This is a genomic window from Pseudarthrobacter sp. NS4 (assembly GCF_024758005.1).
GTDB lineage: Bacteria > Actinomycetota > Actinomycetes > Actinomycetales > Micrococcaceae > Arthrobacter.
Genome location: NZ_CP103288.1, coordinates 3,847,681 through 3,864,093, shown reverse-complemented (window position 1 = coordinate 3,864,093; position 16,413 = coordinate 3,847,681). Strand labels below are relative to the sequence as shown.

At 62.0% G+C, this 16,413-nt stretch carries 13 protein-coding genes; 9 read left to right on the top strand and 4 right to left on the bottom strand.

The window, feature by feature from the left end; translation table 11 throughout:
- Positions 1–36 precede the first annotated feature (36 nt).
- From NXY83_RS18205 to NXY83_RS18170, 8 genes are all read left to right on the top strand, one after another.
- Positions 37–1,251 carry a CaiB/BaiF CoA transferase family protein gene (locus NXY83_RS18205; protein WP_258803619.1) on the top strand — a complete coding sequence of 405 codons (1,215 nt, stop codon included), beginning with the start codon at positions 37–39 and terminating at the stop codon, positions 1,249–1,251.
- Positions 1,248–2,078 (top strand): citryl-CoA lyase, encoded by an 831-nt coding sequence (locus NXY83_RS18200; RefSeq protein ID WP_258803618.1) that lies wholly within the window; start codon positions 1,248–1,250, stop codon positions 2,076–2,078. Before NXY83_RS18205 ends, NXY83_RS18200 begins: the two co-directional genes overlap by 4 nt.
- Positions 2,079–2,155: 77 nt before the next feature.
- Positions 2,156–3,097, top strand: a complete 942-nt coding sequence (locus NXY83_RS18195) for a hypothetical protein (protein WP_258803617.1) — start codon at positions 2,156–2,158, stop codon at positions 3,095–3,097.
- A complete protein-coding gene (locus NXY83_RS18190; protein WP_258803616.1) occupies positions 3,094–3,459 on the top strand; it encodes a hypothetical protein in 366 nt (121 codons plus the stop codon). The genes NXY83_RS18195 and NXY83_RS18190 overlap by 4 nt, the downstream gene beginning before the upstream one ends.
- A gap of 15 nt (positions 3,460–3,474) precedes the next feature.
- Positions 3,475–4,098: a 3-isopropylmalate dehydratase small subunit gene (leuD, locus tag NXY83_RS18185; protein ID WP_258806322.1), complete on the top strand. Its 624-nt coding sequence runs from the start codon at positions 3,475–3,477 to the stop codon at positions 4,096–4,098.
- A gap of 166 nt (positions 4,099–4,264) precedes the next feature.
- Complete coding sequence (locus NXY83_RS18180; protein WP_258803615.1) at positions 4,265–5,545, top strand: MFS transporter; 1,281 nt, start codon at positions 4,265–4,267, stop codon at positions 5,543–5,545.
- Between the two features lie 3 nt (positions 5,546–5,548).
- Positions 5,549–6,505 (top strand): amidohydrolase family protein, encoded by a 957-nt coding sequence (locus NXY83_RS18175; protein ID WP_258803614.1) that lies wholly within the window; start codon positions 5,549–5,551, stop codon positions 6,503–6,505.
- 206 nt (positions 6,506–6,711) lie between these two features.
- Positions 6,712–7,080, top strand: coding sequence for a nuclear transport factor 2 family protein (locus NXY83_RS18170; RefSeq protein ID WP_258803613.1), 369 nt, complete (start codon positions 6,712–6,714; stop codon positions 7,078–7,080).
- Positions 7,081–8,317: 1,237 nt separating this feature from the next.
- Here NXY83_RS18170 and NXY83_RS18165 read toward each other — a convergent pair.
- The 4 genes from NXY83_RS18165 to NXY83_RS18150 all read right to left on the bottom strand — a co-directional run bounded on the left by NXY83_RS18165 (position 8,318) and on the right by NXY83_RS18150 (position 14,583).
- A complete protein-coding gene (locus NXY83_RS18165) occupies positions 8,318–10,429 on the bottom strand; it encodes a beta-galactosidase (protein WP_258803612.1) in 2,112 nt (703 codons plus the stop codon).
- 108 nt (positions 10,430–10,537) lie between these two features.
- Positions 10,538–12,058, bottom strand: coding sequence for an acetyl-CoA carboxylase carboxyltransferase subunit alpha/beta (locus NXY83_RS18160; protein ID WP_258803611.1), 1,521 nt, complete (start codon positions 12,056–12,058; stop codon positions 10,538–10,540).
- A complete protein-coding gene (locus tag NXY83_RS18155; protein WP_258803610.1) occupies positions 12,055–13,233 on the bottom strand; it encodes a CaiB/BaiF CoA transferase family protein in 1,179 nt (392 codons plus the stop codon). Before NXY83_RS18155 ends, NXY83_RS18160 begins: the two co-directional genes overlap by 4 nt.
- A 45-nt stretch (positions 13,234–13,278) precedes the next feature.
- A complete protein-coding gene (locus tag NXY83_RS18150; protein ID WP_258803609.1) occupies positions 13,279–14,583 on the bottom strand; it encodes a glycoside hydrolase family 1 protein in 1,305 nt (434 codons plus the stop codon).
- 221 nt (positions 14,584–14,804) lie between these two features.
- Here NXY83_RS18150 and NXY83_RS18145 point away from each other — a divergent pair, with 221 nt between their 5' ends.
- Positions 14,805–16,358, top strand: a complete 1,554-nt coding sequence (locus NXY83_RS18145; RefSeq protein WP_258803608.1) for an ABC transporter substrate-binding protein — start codon at positions 14,805–14,807, stop codon at positions 16,356–16,358.
- The last annotated feature ends 55 nt before the right edge of the window (positions 16,359–16,413 follow it).

Here is a 16,413-nt window from a genome sequence, read left to right as displayed (position 1 = left end):
ACGGACATACTGAGTTCGAAGCCGAAAGGAACCACCGTGATAAGCAATCCCAAGCCGGAGGCCGCCGAGGTCCCGGTCGCCCGCCCCCTCGATGGGATCGTCATCGCCGACTTTTCCCGTGTGCTGGCCGGCCCGTATGCCACCATGCTCCTGGCAGACATGGGCGCGGAAGTCATCAAAGTTGAAAGCCCGGGCGGGGACGACACGCGTTCGTGGGTGCCGCCGGTCCGCCCCGACGGGGTCTCGACGTATTACTCGGCCATCAACCGCAACAAAAAGTCCGTCGTGCTTAACCTGAAGGACGAGGACGACCTGGCCGCCGCCAAGGAGCTCGCCGCCCGCGCCGATGTCGTGATTGAAAATTTCAAGCCCGGCGGACTGAAGCGGTTCGGGCTGGACTACAGCTCGGTGCGGGAACGCAATGAGGCTGTCATCTACTGCTCCATCAGTGGATTCGGCACGGCCGAAGGCGCCGCCCTTCCCGGCTATGACCTGATCGTCCAGGCCATGTCGGGGCTGATGAGCCTCACCGGGGACCCCAGTGGTGAACCCTACCGTGCGGGCATCAGCGTCTTCGACGTCGTGGCAGGGCTGCATTCGACGATCGGCATCCTCGCCGCCCTGCACCATCGCGACCGCACAGGTGAAGGGCAGAACATTGAAACGAGCCTCATGGCCTCTGCCATGAGCGGGCTCGTCAATCAAACCTCCGCCTATGTGGCCGGCGGCGTCACACCGTTCAGGATGGGTAACGCCCACCCGAGCCTGTTCCCCTATGAAGCTCTTCCGACCAAGGACGATGACCTGATCATCACCGCCGGTAACAATGCCCAGTTCCGCAAGCTCTGCGCCGTACTGGACGTGCCCGAACTCGCCGACGATGAACGGTTCGCCGACAACGCCGGCCGGACCCGGCTCCGCGAAGAACTCCGCCCCCTGCTGGTGGAACGACTGAAGACCCGGTCCGCCGAAGAATGGTTCGAGAAGCTGAACGAAGCCGGCGTGCCCAACGGACCCATCAATACCATCAAACAAGGCGTTGAATACGCCCGGAAACTTGGGCTGCAGCCCGTCGTCCAGGTCGGCTCCGGGGACAAAACCGTTCCAGGCGTGCGCAACCCGATCACGTTCTCCGCAACCCCGGCACGGTACGACCTGGCACCGCCGGAGCTGGGCGAACACACCGAAGAGATCCGTGCCTGGCTTGCCGCCGCCGCCGTCCCGACCACCTCAACCCCTGGAGCATCATGAACCCCACCCTCGAGCAGGAAAAGCTGCAGTTCCCTACTTCACTGGGAACATCCACCGCCACAGAAATCCGTCTCCTGGGCCAGGACCTCACCGCGGACCTGATGGGCAAAGTCAGCTTCGGGGAACTCGCCTTCTGGCTCGTTGCGATGCGCCGCCCCACGGCCGGGGAACTGCGCGTCTTTGAATCCGTCCTGGTAGCACTGGCTGACCACGGCTTCACGCCCACAGCAATCGCCGCGAGGCTCACGTACCTCAGCGCCCCGGATTCCCTGCAGGGAGCCATGGCCGCCGGCCTGCTCGGTGGAGGCTCACGGTTCCTCGGCGTCACCGAGGACTGCGGCCAGTTCCTCGCCGCCACCCTCGCCGCCCATGATGGGGACCTCCCGGACACCGAGGCCGGATGGGATGACCTCGCACTCGGTGCGATCAATGCCCAGCGGTCCGCAGGCAAATTCGTTCCGGGGCTGGGCCATCCGAACCACAAGGTGCAGGATCCCCGAACGCCGGTGCTGATCGGTATCGCCGAAGAGGAAGGCCTGCGCGGGCCGCACCTGCGCCTTTTCGAGGCCATCGGCCGGATGAGCGAAAAAGCCCTCGGCCGAAAACTCCCCCTCAACGGCGCCGGAGTCTGCGGTGCCGCCCTGGCCGATCTCGGCCTGCCGACCGACCTGCTGCGAGGATTCGCACTGCTGGCACGGGCAGCGGGCCTGCTCGGGCAAATCGCTGAGGAACGGCGGAACCCGATCGGCATGGACGTCTACATGGCGGTGGACCGGAACGCCGTCTACGTCGACCCGCACTCACCCACAGCACCGGACGAAAACTAAAACCAGCAGGGCCCGAGCGGCCCGCAGCCAAACCCGGCCGCTCCACGAGCACGCCGGCAAAAATCAAAGGAGATGCAATGGCTGAACTCACAGCCGTACTGGCCAGCACCCACCACCCGTTCTACCTCAAGGCCACCACCGCGCCGCCGGAAGAACGGATGCCCCAGGCCGACGAGTGGAAACGCAAAGTCGAGGCCTACCGGGAAACTCTCACCGCAGCAGAACCCGACATCCTGGTCATGGTCGGCGCCGACCATTTCCACCAGTTCTTCCTGGATAACTACCCAACGTTCATGATCGGCAAGCAGGAAAAGTACGACGCCACCTTCTACAACGAAGAGCGCGAATTCGGGATCCCCAAGTACGTCCTCGACGGGGACGTCGCCTTCTCCAACTTCATGCACCAGGGCCTCATGGACCGCGGCTTCGACTTCTCCTTCAGCCACGAACTGAAAATCGACCACTCCATCATCTGCCCGATCATCACCGTCCGCCCCGACGCTGACCTGCCCGTGATCCCGATCTACACGAACATCTTCGCTCCGCCGCTGCCCTCCCCGAAACGGTTCTGGGACCTCGGCCGCGCCATCCGCCAGGTCATCGACGAATACCCGACCGACAAAAAAATCGCAGCGGTCGGAACGGGGCACCTGTCCCTGGAACTCGGCGGCCCCCGCCAGTTCGGCGAACACGGGCCCGACCCCGAATTTGACCGCCAGGCGATCGAATGGCTCTCCACCGGCAACATCGAAGCCATCCTCGAAAACGTCACCCACGAATCCATGTCCGGCGCCGGCAACGCCACCCACGGATTCATGGACCTGATCCTGATGATGGGCATCGCCGGACCCGAAAACGCCGACTACGTCGACCAGTTGGATCTCTACCACACCAGGGAAATGTTCATGACCTGGTACCCCAACAAAAACGAAAAGCAGGCCGCCGCCGCCGAGCAGGCAGCAGCCGTTTCCGGCGGCAGCGCAGGACCGGTCACCGCCAAGGAAGGAGTCTCAGCGTGAGCAAGTACTACGTCAACAAGTTCCTGTACACCGTGGACCGTGACCCCCTATGGGTAGCACGCTATAAGGAAGACGCTGCCAGAGCACTCGCGGACTGGGAAAAGGAAGTCGGCATCTGGCTCAACAGCGTCGAGAAGACGTCCTGGCTGTCCTTCACCGACGAAGAGCGCCAGGCACTGGTCAACTACGACTACGTGTGGCTGTTCGAAAACGGTGCGCACTTCTTCCTCTCCCTGACCCTCTTCGTCGCCGTCTTCGAAGAGGACTACACAAAGGAACACGGTCCCCTGTCGTTCCAGCGGGAGTTCGCTCAGAAGCTGGACCATTGGCTGGGCCGCGACTACCCCTCGGTCTCACTCTAGGAACCGGCAGTGCCAATCCAAGCGGTCAGGGTTATCGAAGGCACCGGCGCTCCTTTGCGGCGCACCAACGTCGACACCGACCAGATCATCCCGGCCAGCTACATGAAGCGGATCACCCGGACCGGCTTCGAAGACGGGCTCTTTGCCGCCTGGCGAACAAAGCCCGACTTCGTTCTCAACCACCCCGTGTTCGCTACCGCGAAGATCCTCATCGCCGGTCCGGACTTCGGGACCGGATCATCCCGGGAACACGCCGTGTGGGCGCTGATGGATTACGGCTTCCAAGTGGTGATTTCTCCACGGTTTGCCGATATCTTCCGCGGAAATGCCGGCAAGGCCGGGCTGCTGGCGGCCCAGGTCGACGAAGAGGACGTGAACCGGCTCTTGGACATAGTGGAGGACACACCGGACCTTGCGCTCCGGGTCGACCTGGAAAACGGGACCATACACGCCGGCCAGCTGGTCATTTCCTTCCAGCTCGACCAAGACACCCGCTGGCGTTTGCTCAACGGACTTGATGACATCGACCTGACGCTCCAAAGCGCCGCGTTGATCACATCCTTTGAACAACAACGCAGCAGTTGGCTGCCGACCACCACGCTGCAGCAGCCCCACCATGACGGGGCTGAGGCCAGATGAAAACCCCACGAACATTGCACTCTAAACACCTATCCCACCGACATTTCCAACCCTAAGCAAAACCTCAGGCCCACCCGGGTCCGGGGTCCTGAAGTGACCTACCTGGCAATCACGGCCCGCCGACGTACCGCGATTGCCGCCCCCAAACCCTGAGAAAGGCAACACCATGTCAACCCAACCAGCACCGCTGGCTCCAGCCGCAGGAAAGGGCAGCGGTCTCGTCATAGGGATCTGCGCCGCCATGATTCTCTTCGACGGCTACGACCTCATCGTCTTTGGCAACGTCATCCCCTCCCTGATCGCCGAACCCGGGTGGGGCATCACGCCTGCTGTAGCCGGTCGCATCGCCTCTCTGACCCTGGTCGGAATGCTCATCGGCGCACTAACAGCCGGTACTCTCTCTGACCGCTTCGGCCGTAAGAGCGTCGTCGTCGCCAGCTTGGCATGGTTCTCCATCGCCATGGCTGTATGCGCCGCAGCTCCCAACGCACAAGTATTCGAGATCGCAAAAATCATCGGTGGGCTCGGTCTGGGCGCACTGTTTCCAACGGTCACGGCACTCGTTATTGAGATCGCTCCCGAGCGCCGCAAAGCCATGGCCTACTCCTTCACCCTCTTCGGCTACCTCGCCGGAGGCATCCTTGCGGGGGTTCTCGCTCTGGCGCTCATCCCGACGCTCGGCTGGCGTTCACTCTTTTGGGTAGGGGCCCTGCCCATTCTGCTCGTCCCGGTAGCCTTCAAGCTCCTGCCTGAGTCGGAGGCCTGGCTGGCAGCAAAATCCCTGACAGCGGAAGGCCAAACAGTCACGCGAAAGAGCGCCGCATCGTCAATCTCCGCACTGTTCAAAGACGGACTGGCGCGCAACACCCTGCTCGCGTGGGGCGTCCAGTTCTGTAGCCTGCTCCTGGTGTTCGGCATGGTCAACTGGCTGCCAACCATCATGATCGGCATGGGATACAACCTGCAGTCCGCCCTCTTCTTCGCGGTAACGCTCAACGTTGGTGCCGTCATCGGAACGCTCATCGCCGCCCGCATAGCCGACAAGGGCCGGACCAAGCCGGTCGTTGCTGCCCTCTTCACCATTGGCTGCCTCGCAGTCACGGCACTCAGCTTCGGCCCGCCTACCGCCGTCATGTTCGCCCTGGTCGCCCTGGCAGGCGCCGGCACCCTAGGCACACAAATCCTCGTCAACGTCTTCATCAGTTCCATCTACCCCGCCGAAATTCGCGGTACCGGCCTGGGCTGGGCATTGGGCGTCGGACGCCTCGGCGCAATCATGGGCCCGCTCATCGGCGGCGTCATCCTCGGGGCAGGAATGCCGGCACAGTGGAACTTCTACGTGTTCGCGGTCGTCGCCGCAATCGGCATGATCCTCGCACTGCTCGTTGTCGTCGGTATCCGCAACGGCCAGGAAACCCTCAACAACCTTAAGACAGTAGGGAACTAAGTCATGATCAACGGAATGAGGGTCATAACCCTCGAAGAACACTTCGCCACACCCGACTACAGCAAAGGTGAAGGAGGAGCCTTCGTACCCGATTTCGCCGAATCCATAGCCCAAAGGATCAGCGACGTCGAGAACATCCGTCTCCCCGAAATGGACGCAGCCGGAATCGATGTTCAGGTCCTGTCCCTGACAACCCCCGGAGTCCAGGGCGAAAGCGGCAGCGCAGACGCTGTTATAAAAGCCAGGCGAAGCAATGACGTGATGGCCAAAGTAGTACGTGAACACCCCGAAAGATTTGCAGCCTTCGGCGCCCTTCCCACCCAGGACCCACAAGAAGCCGTGAACGAACTCAAACGAGTCGTCCTGGACCTCGGGTTCAAAGGCGTCCTGGTCAACGGCCACACCGCCGGCGCCTATCTCGATGACCCCCGTTTCGACGTTCTCTGGGCGGAGCTGTCCAACCTAAAAGTCCCGCTTTACATTCACCCGGCCTTCTCCCCGGCACCACTGCCGCCGCTTCAGGGCTACCCCGAGCTCGCCGGACCAGTATGGGGCTGGGGCTTTGAAACTGCATCCCACGCACTGCGCCTTGTCGCCGGCGGCGTCTTCGACAGGCACCCCGAAGCTCAAATCCTGCTGGGCCATATGGGAGAGGGCCTGCCCTTCACGCTGGACCGTCTCGATGACCGATGGGCCGTACTCCAGCACGCCTCACCGCTGGCACGGAAACCCTCTGACTACATCCGCGAGAACATGTACGTCACCACGGCCGGGGTTGAGAGCGCTCCGCCACTGCACTGTGCCCTTCAGGCCATGGGCAGCGACAGAGTACTGTTCTCCGTCGATTACCCCTATCAATCCGCAGAAACTGCCACCGAGTTTCTTCGAACCGTCGAAATTGAACCCTCAGTCAAGGAAGCCCTTGCATCAGGAAATGCCGCCAAGCTCCTGAGCATCTAAAGATCTGCCCCGCCGCCAGTTCCTGCGGCGGGGCAGGCGACCCCTTTCGACCCCGCTCCAGAAGAGCCGCTAACCGTCCTTACGTATGTTGTACTTGGTTCGACGGTAGGGGAGCGGGCCGGGAGCTGCCGCCTCTAGTACGGACTTGGGCAGTCAAGTCTGCTGCGCGGCCCGCCGTCATTCCGGGCAAGGATTACTCTGTACGCATGAATGACTATTCCGCGTTGCTGACGAGGTTTAACGACTGCATTAACACAGGCGATGTTGGTGGTCTTGCCGAATTGATGTCGGATGAGCACACTTTCATTGATACCGGCGGTGTAGCGATCCGCGGAAAGGACGCATGCCTAAACGCCTGGCGCGGCTTCTTCCTTGCCCACCCGACGTACCGCAACGTTTTCGTAGCATTTTCAGCCAACGACGAGGCTGTGAGCGTCTCGGGATATTCCGTATGTCCCGGCCATCCTGAACTGGACGGCCCCGCGCTCTGGTCCGCCGTCATCCGTGGCGGCCGGTTCGACGAATGGCGCGTTTACGAAGACACCCCCGAGGCGCGACGCACCCTCAGCTTGTGACCTAACAAGCAGTCGAGTGGCGCAATAAGCCGAGCGGAATGTCCCGGCAGAGCCCCTTCTGACGCCACTCCCCGCGATTTTCGAAGAGCCAATAGATTTTCGAAGAGCCAATAATGGATATTCCGTCAGCCTGCCTCTGCCGGGCAAACCCGTGCTTGCTAATCACGCGGCCGGAACTGGTGGCGGCTTTGGCCCGTCCGTGGCTGGGGGTCAATCCGGGTTATCCACGGCTGGGATTTGGGAGCCGTTGGGGTAGCTCCCTGGCAGCAGCAGCGGTGGATAACCTACGAGAAGTGTCCCCGGCTATGGGCGGCGGCAGCATAGTGGAGAACCAATTCCTACTGCTTCTGCCGTCTAGGCAAGGAGTCCTTTGTCAGCTTGGGGTGTATCGAGAGGTCGTGACCTTGTTGTCAGTCAGGGGCCGCGAAGTCTCGCCCGGTGTACGGCGGGAGTTCTCATTAGCGGGAGCAGGGCCCGTGGGGGATTCAATTAACTCCTATGCTACCCAGCCCTTGATGAAATCCCTCCTCTGTGAAGGCTACCGCTAGGAGCGCCGCAATAAGCAGCCGCAGCCGGGTGGAAGAACGTGGGGTTGTGCGGCTGCCCACCGCGAGCCCGCGGCCGGACGATGAAATGGAAGGGGACATGGCGGGTCCTTTCGAAAGTACGGAAAGGTCCTTGGGTTTCCAGCCCGGATCGCGCCACCGAGTCACGGGAGCGACACAACCGCGCCGACAGAAGGTCGGCTAAGACGAATGTCACGAATGGCATGCAAAGGGAATACGAGCAGGCAGCTCCTGGCGGTGTGACACAGTTTGGAACAACACGCGGGGCATCACGTCGAAGCGTTGCACGTCTCTCCTGACAGCTCTGTCCAAAAGAGACTAGAGGTGCCATTTGGGAGGCTCCCCCTGTCCTTATCGAACGCCGATAATGAAGATTCGTCAACCTGCCCACGCCCGGACATGTTTGTGCTTCCTGCCACGAGGGCGACTTGAACAGTCCCCGGTTGGGGGTCAATTCGGGTTATCCACGGCTGGGGCCTGGGAGCCGTTGGAGTAGCTCCCAGGCCCCAGTAGCGGCGTTTAACCTGTGCGGATTGTCCCCGGTTGTGGGTTGCGACAGACGCGTGTCCACCTGGTTTTTGGATCTCTCGTCGTCAGCTTGGGGTGTTCTGTACCTGGCAATTTGGGGAGAAGCAGGCAGTCACAGGTCCGCAGGAGAACTCGGTGTTGGGTCATGGTTGCTCCGCAAGCACGCGGACGTCCCAGGCGTCCAACGGAAGGGGTTCTCCCGCAGGGTAATTTTTGCCGGTAATGGCGTCAATCACGGTGGCTGGAAGAACGAAGGTGCTGGGTTCCCACGCCCAGTTATGTACGAAGTGGACCCGTTCACCGTGCTGGTTCGTCGCACTTGTAACTGTCTGGGATGGTTCGGGTGCCCTCCACAGTGTTTGGGCGTCTAAGCCCAAGTCGACTGCCCATTTCAGGAGTGCGCTGGTGAGCCCAACGTCTGGAAGCGTTCCCACATAGGTTACTCGGCCGTGTCCATGTTCCTTGGTGGTGATGGCCGGGAACCGCGAAAAATGTGGATGTTCGTAGCGGACAAGTGTGTGAGCGCCGTCCGGAATGAGCCCATCGGCCCAAAGCGTGGCGGTGCTTGAGTCAGGGATGCTGAAACCCAGTTCAGCCGCGCCGGGGCCGGCAGTGAGCGGGAGCGGGGTACTCAAGTTGCTGAATTCGTCATAGAAGACCCCTGCAGCTGCGCTAAGGAACGCCGGTTTGCGTTCTAGTCGTGCCCGTCCTTCATGGTCTTCGTATCCTGTGCGAATGCCGACGATCAGATGTCCGCCGGCCTTCGCGTACGATTCGAGCCACTGCAGGTCCTTGTCGGTGGCTATAGTGAAGGCGGCTGCGACCAGCACGGGGTTCTTTTGCGCGTACTCGCCTGGTTCCTCTGTCGTTAGTTGCGAAGGATGGACGGTGTTGGTTTGCAGGCCGGCGTTGAAGGCGGCTCGGGCGAAGGTATCGAAGGTGGTCTGGAAGGACCGGGTATTGGGGCCGGATGTTTCACCGAGATTGGGGTGCTCCTCCAAGGCCCACTTGCTGTGGTTAGAGAAGAGGATGGCCACATCGCTGTCGGGGATGAGTCCGGTAACGCGGTCGCCGGCCGAGGCGAAGTCTGCCCCGAGGGCAGCGATTTGTTGGTAGACGCGCCCCGGTTCCTGGCTGTGAGGAAGGATCCCGCCCCAATAGGTTTCTGCCCCGGCGTGGAGTGTGTGCCAGTGCCAGTATTCGATCATGGCCGCGCCGCGGGATACGAGCGCCCAGGCTACCTGTCGCCATTGACCGTCATAAGCTGGTTCGTTGGACCAGGACATCCCGATTGCTTGGGCGTTGGTTTCGGTGACGAGGAAGGGTGCTTGCTTGGAGCCGTACATGCGGTCAGCTGTGGCGTAAAGCGCCCAGGTTCCGGAGGTCGTCCAGTTTTGGTCTTTTGGATCTTGCAGTGACGGCAGCGCAAGGCTGTCCTGCATTCGGTAGTAGGGGTTCCCTGCAGTGACATCGAGCGCTTTGGTGAGTTGTTCGTCCTGGGCGGTTCGCCGTTCGTACGAGATGCAGGTGGTGACGAACTGGTCGGGTCGGGCGTATTCGCGCACGATGTGGGACTGCCAGGCGATGAAGTCCGTTGTCAGCTCGGCTTGGAAGGTCCTCCATGCCAGGTCGTATTGAGGCTGGGCATTTGCGTCGGGTGTCCAGAGATCCGCCCAGGTGGAGAGCCTGTGGGACCAGTAGGTGAGACCCCATTCCTTATTGAGTTCCTCGACGGTGCCGTACTTGTTCCGTAGGTAGTCGACGAAGCGCTGGAAGACCTGCGGGTTGTAGAAGATTTCGTTGCCTGGTTCGTTGTCGACCTGGAATCCGATGACGGATGGGTGGTCGGCGTACCTGGAGATTATTTTTCGGATAATTCGCTCGGCATGGAAGAGGAAAGCGGGGTGCGAGTAGTCGATTTCCTGACGCACGCCCCAGCCCATCGGCTCGTCTGTGCGCCGCTGAACGTTGATTTCCGGGTACAAACGAGCCAACCACATGGGAACGGCGTAGGTGGGGGTTCCTAAAATTACGCGGATTCCGTTGGCGTGGGCCTCGTCGAGGACCGGGGCGAGCCACTCGAGGTCGAATGTGCCGTTTTCGGGTTCCCAGGTCGACCATACGGACTCGCCGACACGGATAACCGTGAAGCCTGCTTCCTTCATGAGGCGCATGTCTTCGCTCAGGCGGGGAGTTGGCTGGTACTCGTGATAGTACGCGGCGCCGAAGAGTATGCGGTCTTTGAGGTGTTGCATGATGTCCTTACTTGCCCGGCGTTGTGGGCGGAGATGATTGCCCGCTTTTGATAGGCGTAGTTGATGTACCGTTCATGGCGGTTGTCCTGGTTCTATCGTGCCGATGCATCAATGCGCATGGTAAAGGGCGGCTCCTGTGGAGTAGCGCCGGGAGCGTTCCCTCACGAGGACATCGGGGTCCCGGGTTGCAAGCTCGCCTAGATGCCGCGCTACAGCGGAAGCGGCGCGCCCGCAGAAATCAGGCTTGTGGCCCTCGGTGCCGGAGGGTTCCGCCACCACTTCATCGACCAGGCCGTCTAGCAGCATGGCTGCGGCGCCCACTCGTTGCCGCCGCGCCATCAACGCTGCATGTTGGGTGTCTTCGTGCATGATGGCGCTGGCTCCTTCGGGGAGGAGCGGCGCCAGCCAGCTGCTGCTGAGGGCGATGATTCTGTCCGCCGGAAAGAGCGCTAACGCACCGCCACCGGCACCTTGGCCCAGAAGCAGCGTTACCGTGGGAACGGGCAGCTCCAGCAGACGGGCAAGCGTAAAAGCAATCTCACGGCTAAGGCCGCCTTCCTCCGCTTCTTTCGAGAGGTCCGCACCCGGAGTGTCAATGACGGTGAGCAGCGGCAGCCCCAGGCCCGCGGCAAGATTCATGCCGCGCCGCGCCTCCCGCAATTCTGCGGGACCAAAGCGAGCACCGTCGTCGGCCGCTTCACGGTCAAGCCCGACGACGACCGCTCCCTGGTTGCCCAGCCTCGCCAATGCGAGTGAAACGGTGCCGCCCGGATCCCCGGCACTTCCGCCAATCGGGATGACATCCACTGCGGTTTGGCTCAGGAACTTCCGCAGGCCGGGACGCTGCGGAAGCCTCGATAGGGTTACGGAGGACCACGCGTCGGTGTCGCCGGTGTCTTCAACATCCGACGCCGGCAGGTCGTGTGTAATAACCGAGAAGGCTGAATAGACCACGTTGAGAATGCGGATAATAAAACTGCGCAGATGCCTCGGATCAATCACGGCGTCCACGACTCCATGCCTGTGAAGGTTCTCGGCCTGCTGGATGCCGGCCGGGAAGTCCTCGCCGGAGATCGCTTTATAGACCTTCGGCCCCAGGAAACCGATCATGGCCTGGGGTTGGGCTGCGGTGATGTGACCCAGCGACCCCCATGACGCAAACACGCCACCGGTGGTCGGGTGCCGCAGATAAACCAGATACGGCAGGTGGGCGTGTTTGTGGGCGTTGACAGCGGCTGTGATCCGGGCCATCTGGACAAATGCCGCAGTGCCTTCCTGCATCCTGGTTCCACCGGAGACGGGAGAGGCCAGCAGTGGCAGGCCTTGTTGTGTTGCCCGGTGGATTGCCTCGGTGATCCTTGTTGCCGCATTGACGCCGATGGAACCACCAAGGAAGGCGAACTCGCCCAGGACAACGGCTACCCTTTGGCCCTTAATGCGCCCCTCACCGGTGATGATTGATTCGTCGTGCCCGGACTTCAACCGAGCGGCGGCCAACTCTTCCCCGTAGCCCTCTTCGATGGCCAGCGGGGGGAGGGGCTGGTCCCAGGACAGAAAGCTTCCGGTGTCCAGGGTCAGGGCCAGTAACTCTTCCGGTCGGATCCGTGCTACGGGGGGCAGGGGCGTCATGCAGGTACCGTCTGTTCCAGCCACCGGGCAACCGACGCGTCATGCTGCCCCAGCAGCGGCGGAGCCGTGTGCTCATTACGGGTGGTCTCAACTCCGGCATGCTCGAAGAACCGCAGCGGCGGTCCCGGAAGCTCTATCGGGCCCAGCGTCGGATGCTCCACAGCCAGCACCAGTCCTTGCGATCTGGTTTGCTCCCATTCGTAGACTTCCTTCACGCTCCGGACTTTCCCTGCAGGAATGCCGGCCGCCTTCAAGGCCCCTAGAAGGTCTTCGGCCTTGTGCCCGGAAAAATACTCTTCAATGCAGGCAACCAGCCTGGAGTGGCTGGCCACCCTCGCGGCATTGGACGCAAACGCCGGATCGGCAGGATCCAAACCTGCAAAGGCTGCGAAACGCGACCACAGCCCCTCGGAACCGACGGCGATCTGCACGGCTCCGTCCGCGCAGCGGAACAGGCCGTAAGGGGCGATGGAGGGGTGGTGGTTTCCCTGGGCCAGGCCGGTTTCGCCGGCCACGGTCCAGCGGGTGCCCTGAAACGCGTGGACGCCAACAAGGGACGCGAGCAGTGAGGTCCGCACCACCTGCCCACGCCCTGTCCTTTCCCGATCGAGCAATGCAGCCAGCACCCCGTAGGCCCCGTAGATTCCTGCCAACAGGTCGCCGATAGGAACGCCCACCCGCTGCGGATCATCCGGTCCGGACCCGGTGAGGGACATCAAACCGCTTTCCCCCTGGGCAATCTGGTCATAGCCGGCCCTGCCTCCCTCGGGACCGTCATGGCCAAAGCCTGAGATCGAGAGGACAACCATCCGCGGGTTGAGCTCCTCGATGGCTTCCGGGCTGAAACCGAGTCGGTCCAGAGTTCCCGGGCGGAAGTTTTCCACCAGCACGTCGGCGTTTCGGATGAGCCGGCGCAGAGTGTCCGCACCGCCGTCGCTCTTCATATCCACGGTGATGGATTCCTTGTTCCGGTTACAGGACAGGAAGTACGTGGATTGTCGGTCTTCCTCACTACCAACGAAAGGCGGCCCCCAACCCCGGGTGTCGTCACCGCCCTGCGGCGATTCGACCTTGATGACGCGTGCGCCCAGGTCAGCCATCATCATGGTGGCGTGGGGTCCGGCCAAGGCGCGGGTGAGGTCGACGACGGTGATGCCGTCCAGTGGTCCGGGCATGGAGCAGGGCCTTTCGAAAGCTTGAAGGAAGAAGAGCGACGGCGGTCAGGCGGGCTGGGGTGACTTGCCCAGCTGGGCTGTGGTGCCCCCGGAAGCATTGACCGCTGCTGCATGTTCGCGGGCGCGGCTGCCCAGCCAGTGGGCGCTTTCCTTTGGCGTCCGTTCCTGGGTGTCCCGGTTCACCGCGATGAGGCCGAACTTGGACCCGTAGCCGAATATCCATTCGAAGTTGTCGAACGCCGTCCAAGCGATGTAGCCGCGGACGTCGATGCCGTCCGCCAGGCATGAAGCCACGCAGTCCACCGCGGCGCGAAGGTACTCCACCCGCTGCGTGTCATCCTCCGTGGCCAGGCCGTTTTCCGTGACTATTACCGGAATGCCGGCGATCCGGTGGGCCTCCCGGATGGTGACTTCGAGGGCTTGCGGGTAGATCTCCTCGCCTGACTGGTTCAGTTTGGCTCCGGCAGGTGCCGGTGCCAGACCGTCTGCGGCGAAGATGGTACGGCCATACGTCTGGATGCCCACGAAGTCATCGCCCCGGGAGGCGTTGAGGAAACGCTCGTTGACGTCGCGCCGTACTCTGTCGGCGCGTTCCTCGCCGCCCTCGACAAACTGGATGTCCGTGTTGGCCAGGGTCCATCCCACTGGAAGGTCGGGCCGGTGGGCCTTGATTGCATCGCGGCCCGCGTGGTGAGCGGCCAGGCGCACATCGTAGGACTCCGCAGTTGCTACGAAATGGAAGGGTGCCACTTGCCGCGGCTCCAGGTTCAGCCGCTCCGCGGCGGAAGCGAACATGGGGAGATTCGCGCGGGACTCCTTGGAACCGCCCGGAACCCCGAATTCCAAAAGCAAAAACGGCAGGTTGGGTTCGTTCAGGGTGCAGGCCACGCCGATGAGCTCACCCATATGCGCCATGACCCGGTCGCAGTAGCGCGCAAAGAACTCAGCCGTGCGTGGAACTTCCCAGCCACCCTTGGCGAGGAGCCACAAGGGGGAGCTGAAGTGGTGGAACGTCACTACAGGGGTGAGGCCGTGCTCATGGCAGGCTTCCAAAACGCGGCGGTAATGATTCAGCTCAGCCTGAGAAAAAAATCCCTCTTCCGGTTCGATGCGTGCCCACTCCAGCGAAAACCGGTACGTGGTGAATCCGAGGCCGGCGATGAGCGCGATGTCCTCACGATAGCGGTGGTAGTGGTCCACCGCGTCAAGGGAAGGTTCGGAGAACATGGTGCCAGGAAGGTGCTCCAGGAACCAGATGTCACTGTTGACGTTGTTTCCTTCCACCTGGTGCCCTGCGCTCGCTACGCCCCAAAGAAAGTCCTGAGGGAATGGTGATGCGGCGGTGGTCATATGGTTCCTTTCGGTTCAGCGCCCGGCTGGGGCGCTCCGGGCTTCGCTGCCCTGGCTTTCCATCCTTGCCCGCTTCGTGACCGGGGCCACAATACTTTTTCATTGAATGACATTGTCATGTGAGCAGGATGCGCCCCCGGTCGATGCTTGAGGGGAGCCGGCGAGCTGCCAGCCCCCAAGCTGTTTCTCCGTTGTCACATCAGGATGCAAAGGCGCAATATATGAAACTTTTGAACTCCACAGCACGTGGGAGCTCCGCCGTTCTGGCCGGGGCGCTCCTGTTGGGATCGTTAAGTGCATGCAGCGGGGGCTCGGCCCCATCTGCCGGAAAGGCTGATACCAGCACACTGACCTATGCGGTCGAGTTTGACTCCGGGTCGTTCGGCTACGATCCGTTGCGGGTTGCAGATGCGCAGCGCCCGTTCTTCGAGGGCCTGTATGAAAGCCTGATGGCCCTGCAGGAAGACGGCTCTGTAGGTCCAGGCCTGGCTACCGCCTTCGAATACAACGCAGAGAACACAGTCCTGACATTGACCCTTAAAGAGGGCGTGACCTTCACTGACGGCTCCACCCTCGACGCTGAGCTGGTGAAGGGCAACCTGGACCGCCGCTCCGATCCTGCCCTGACTGCTTACTCCGCTGTAGCACCGGGCGGGGCGCAGGAGATCACTTCTGTGGACGTCATCAGCCCCACCCAGGTGGCCCTCAACTTCGCCAAGCCGCAGCCCGGCTTCGAAAAGAACCTGGCTTCCCCCACCGGCATGATTGTGGGCAAGGCAGGTGTCACTGACACGGCGAGCCTGGCCGCCACCCCTGCCGGGTCCGGGCCTTACACCATCGACCCTTCCACGGTGAAGGGCAACAAATACGTGATGGTGAAGAAGGAGGAGTACCCGGATGCTGCGAAGTACGCTTTCGATAAGGTGATCTTCAGCGTGGTCCTTGACCCCCAGGCCCGGGCCAACGCGCTGGTTTCCGGCCAGGCTGATGTTGCCCAACTCACCTCACCCATGGTGGAGTTCGCAGAATCCAAGAAGATGGGAGTCTCCCGCGCGGGCGGGACCATGCAGGCCCTGGTCGCGTTCGACAAGACCGGCAAGACCACCCCGGCCTTCGCGGAGGAAAAGGTCCGCCGGGCCTTCCAGTACGCCATCAACCGTGAAGCTCTGGTGGAAGCACTCCACAAGGGGGACACCCCGTCCTGGAGCGCCCTGCCCAAGGACTCACTCGGCTTCACTGAGGAGTTGGAGACGGAATACGCCTACAACCCCGAAAAGGCCAAAGCACTGCTGGCCGAGGCCGGCTACCCTGACGGCTTCGAATTCACAATTGTGGCCGCAGCGACCGATACCGACATGCCGGTCATTCAGAAAGACCTCGCCGCCGTAGGCATCACCATGAACATCAAGGTTCCCGCCTCCACGGACGAGCTCTTCGCCTCAGTTTCCACCACGCCCATGGGATACCCGCCGCTGGGCTGGCACAACCCGGTTGGCCTGATGTACGGCGTCATCCTGAACGGCTTCACCAACGTGCACAAAGCCACCGACGAACAACTCAGCGCCGCCACCGGCGAGGCTGCCGCAGCCAAAGACGACGCCGCCCGCAAAACTGCGCTGACCAAACTCAACAAGCGCCTGGTGGAGTCCGGCTGGATAATTCCCATCTACGAAATCCTGACCAACCAGGGCTACAACCCGGAAAAAATCGCCCCTGTGGAGTTCGCCGGCGCCAACGTCTTCCCCCTCCTGTCGTCCTACAAGCCCGCCAACTGATACCGGCCCCTGCCGGGCGGACGCTCCTCATCACACAGGAGCGTCCGCCCGGCAG

Excerpts from the sequence above, each read along its gene's own strand:
- NXY83_RS18175 (WP_258803614.1), top strand. The coding sequence starts at position 5,549 with ATGATCAACGGAATGAGGGTCATAACCCTCGAAGAACACTTCGCCACA.
- NXY83_RS18170 (WP_258803613.1), top strand. The coding sequence starts at position 6,712 with ATGAATGACTATTCCGCGTTGCTGACGAGGTTTAACGACTGCATTAAC.
- NXY83_RS18150 (WP_258803609.1), bottom strand. The coding sequence starts at position 14,583 with ATGACCACCGCCGCATCACCATTCCCTCAGGACTTTCTTTGGGGCGTA.
- NXY83_RS18180 (WP_258803615.1), top strand. The coding sequence starts at position 4,265 with ATGTCAACCCAACCAGCACCGCTGGCTCCAGCCGCAGGAAAGGGCAGC.
- NXY83_RS18155 (WP_258803610.1), bottom strand. The coding sequence starts at position 13,233 with ATGCCCGGACCACTGGACGGCATCACCGTCGTCGACCTCACCCGCGCC.
- NXY83_RS18160 (WP_258803611.1), bottom strand. The coding sequence starts at position 12,058 with ATGACGCCCCTGCCCCCCGTAGCACGGATCCGACCGGAAGAGTTACTG.
- NXY83_RS18200 (WP_258803618.1), top strand. The coding sequence starts at position 1,248 with ATGAACCCCACCCTCGAGCAGGAAAAGCTGCAGTTCCCTACTTCACTG.
- NXY83_RS18145 (WP_258803608.1), top strand. The coding sequence starts at position 14,805 with ATGAAACTTTTGAACTCCACAGCACGTGGGAGCTCCGCCGTTCTGGCC.
- NXY83_RS18195 (WP_258803617.1), top strand. The coding sequence starts at position 2,156 with ATGGCTGAACTCACAGCCGTACTGGCCAGCACCCACCACCCGTTCTAC.
- NXY83_RS18165 (WP_258803612.1), bottom strand. The coding sequence starts at position 10,429 with ATGCAACACCTCAAAGACCGCATACTCTTCGGCGCCGCGTACTATCAC.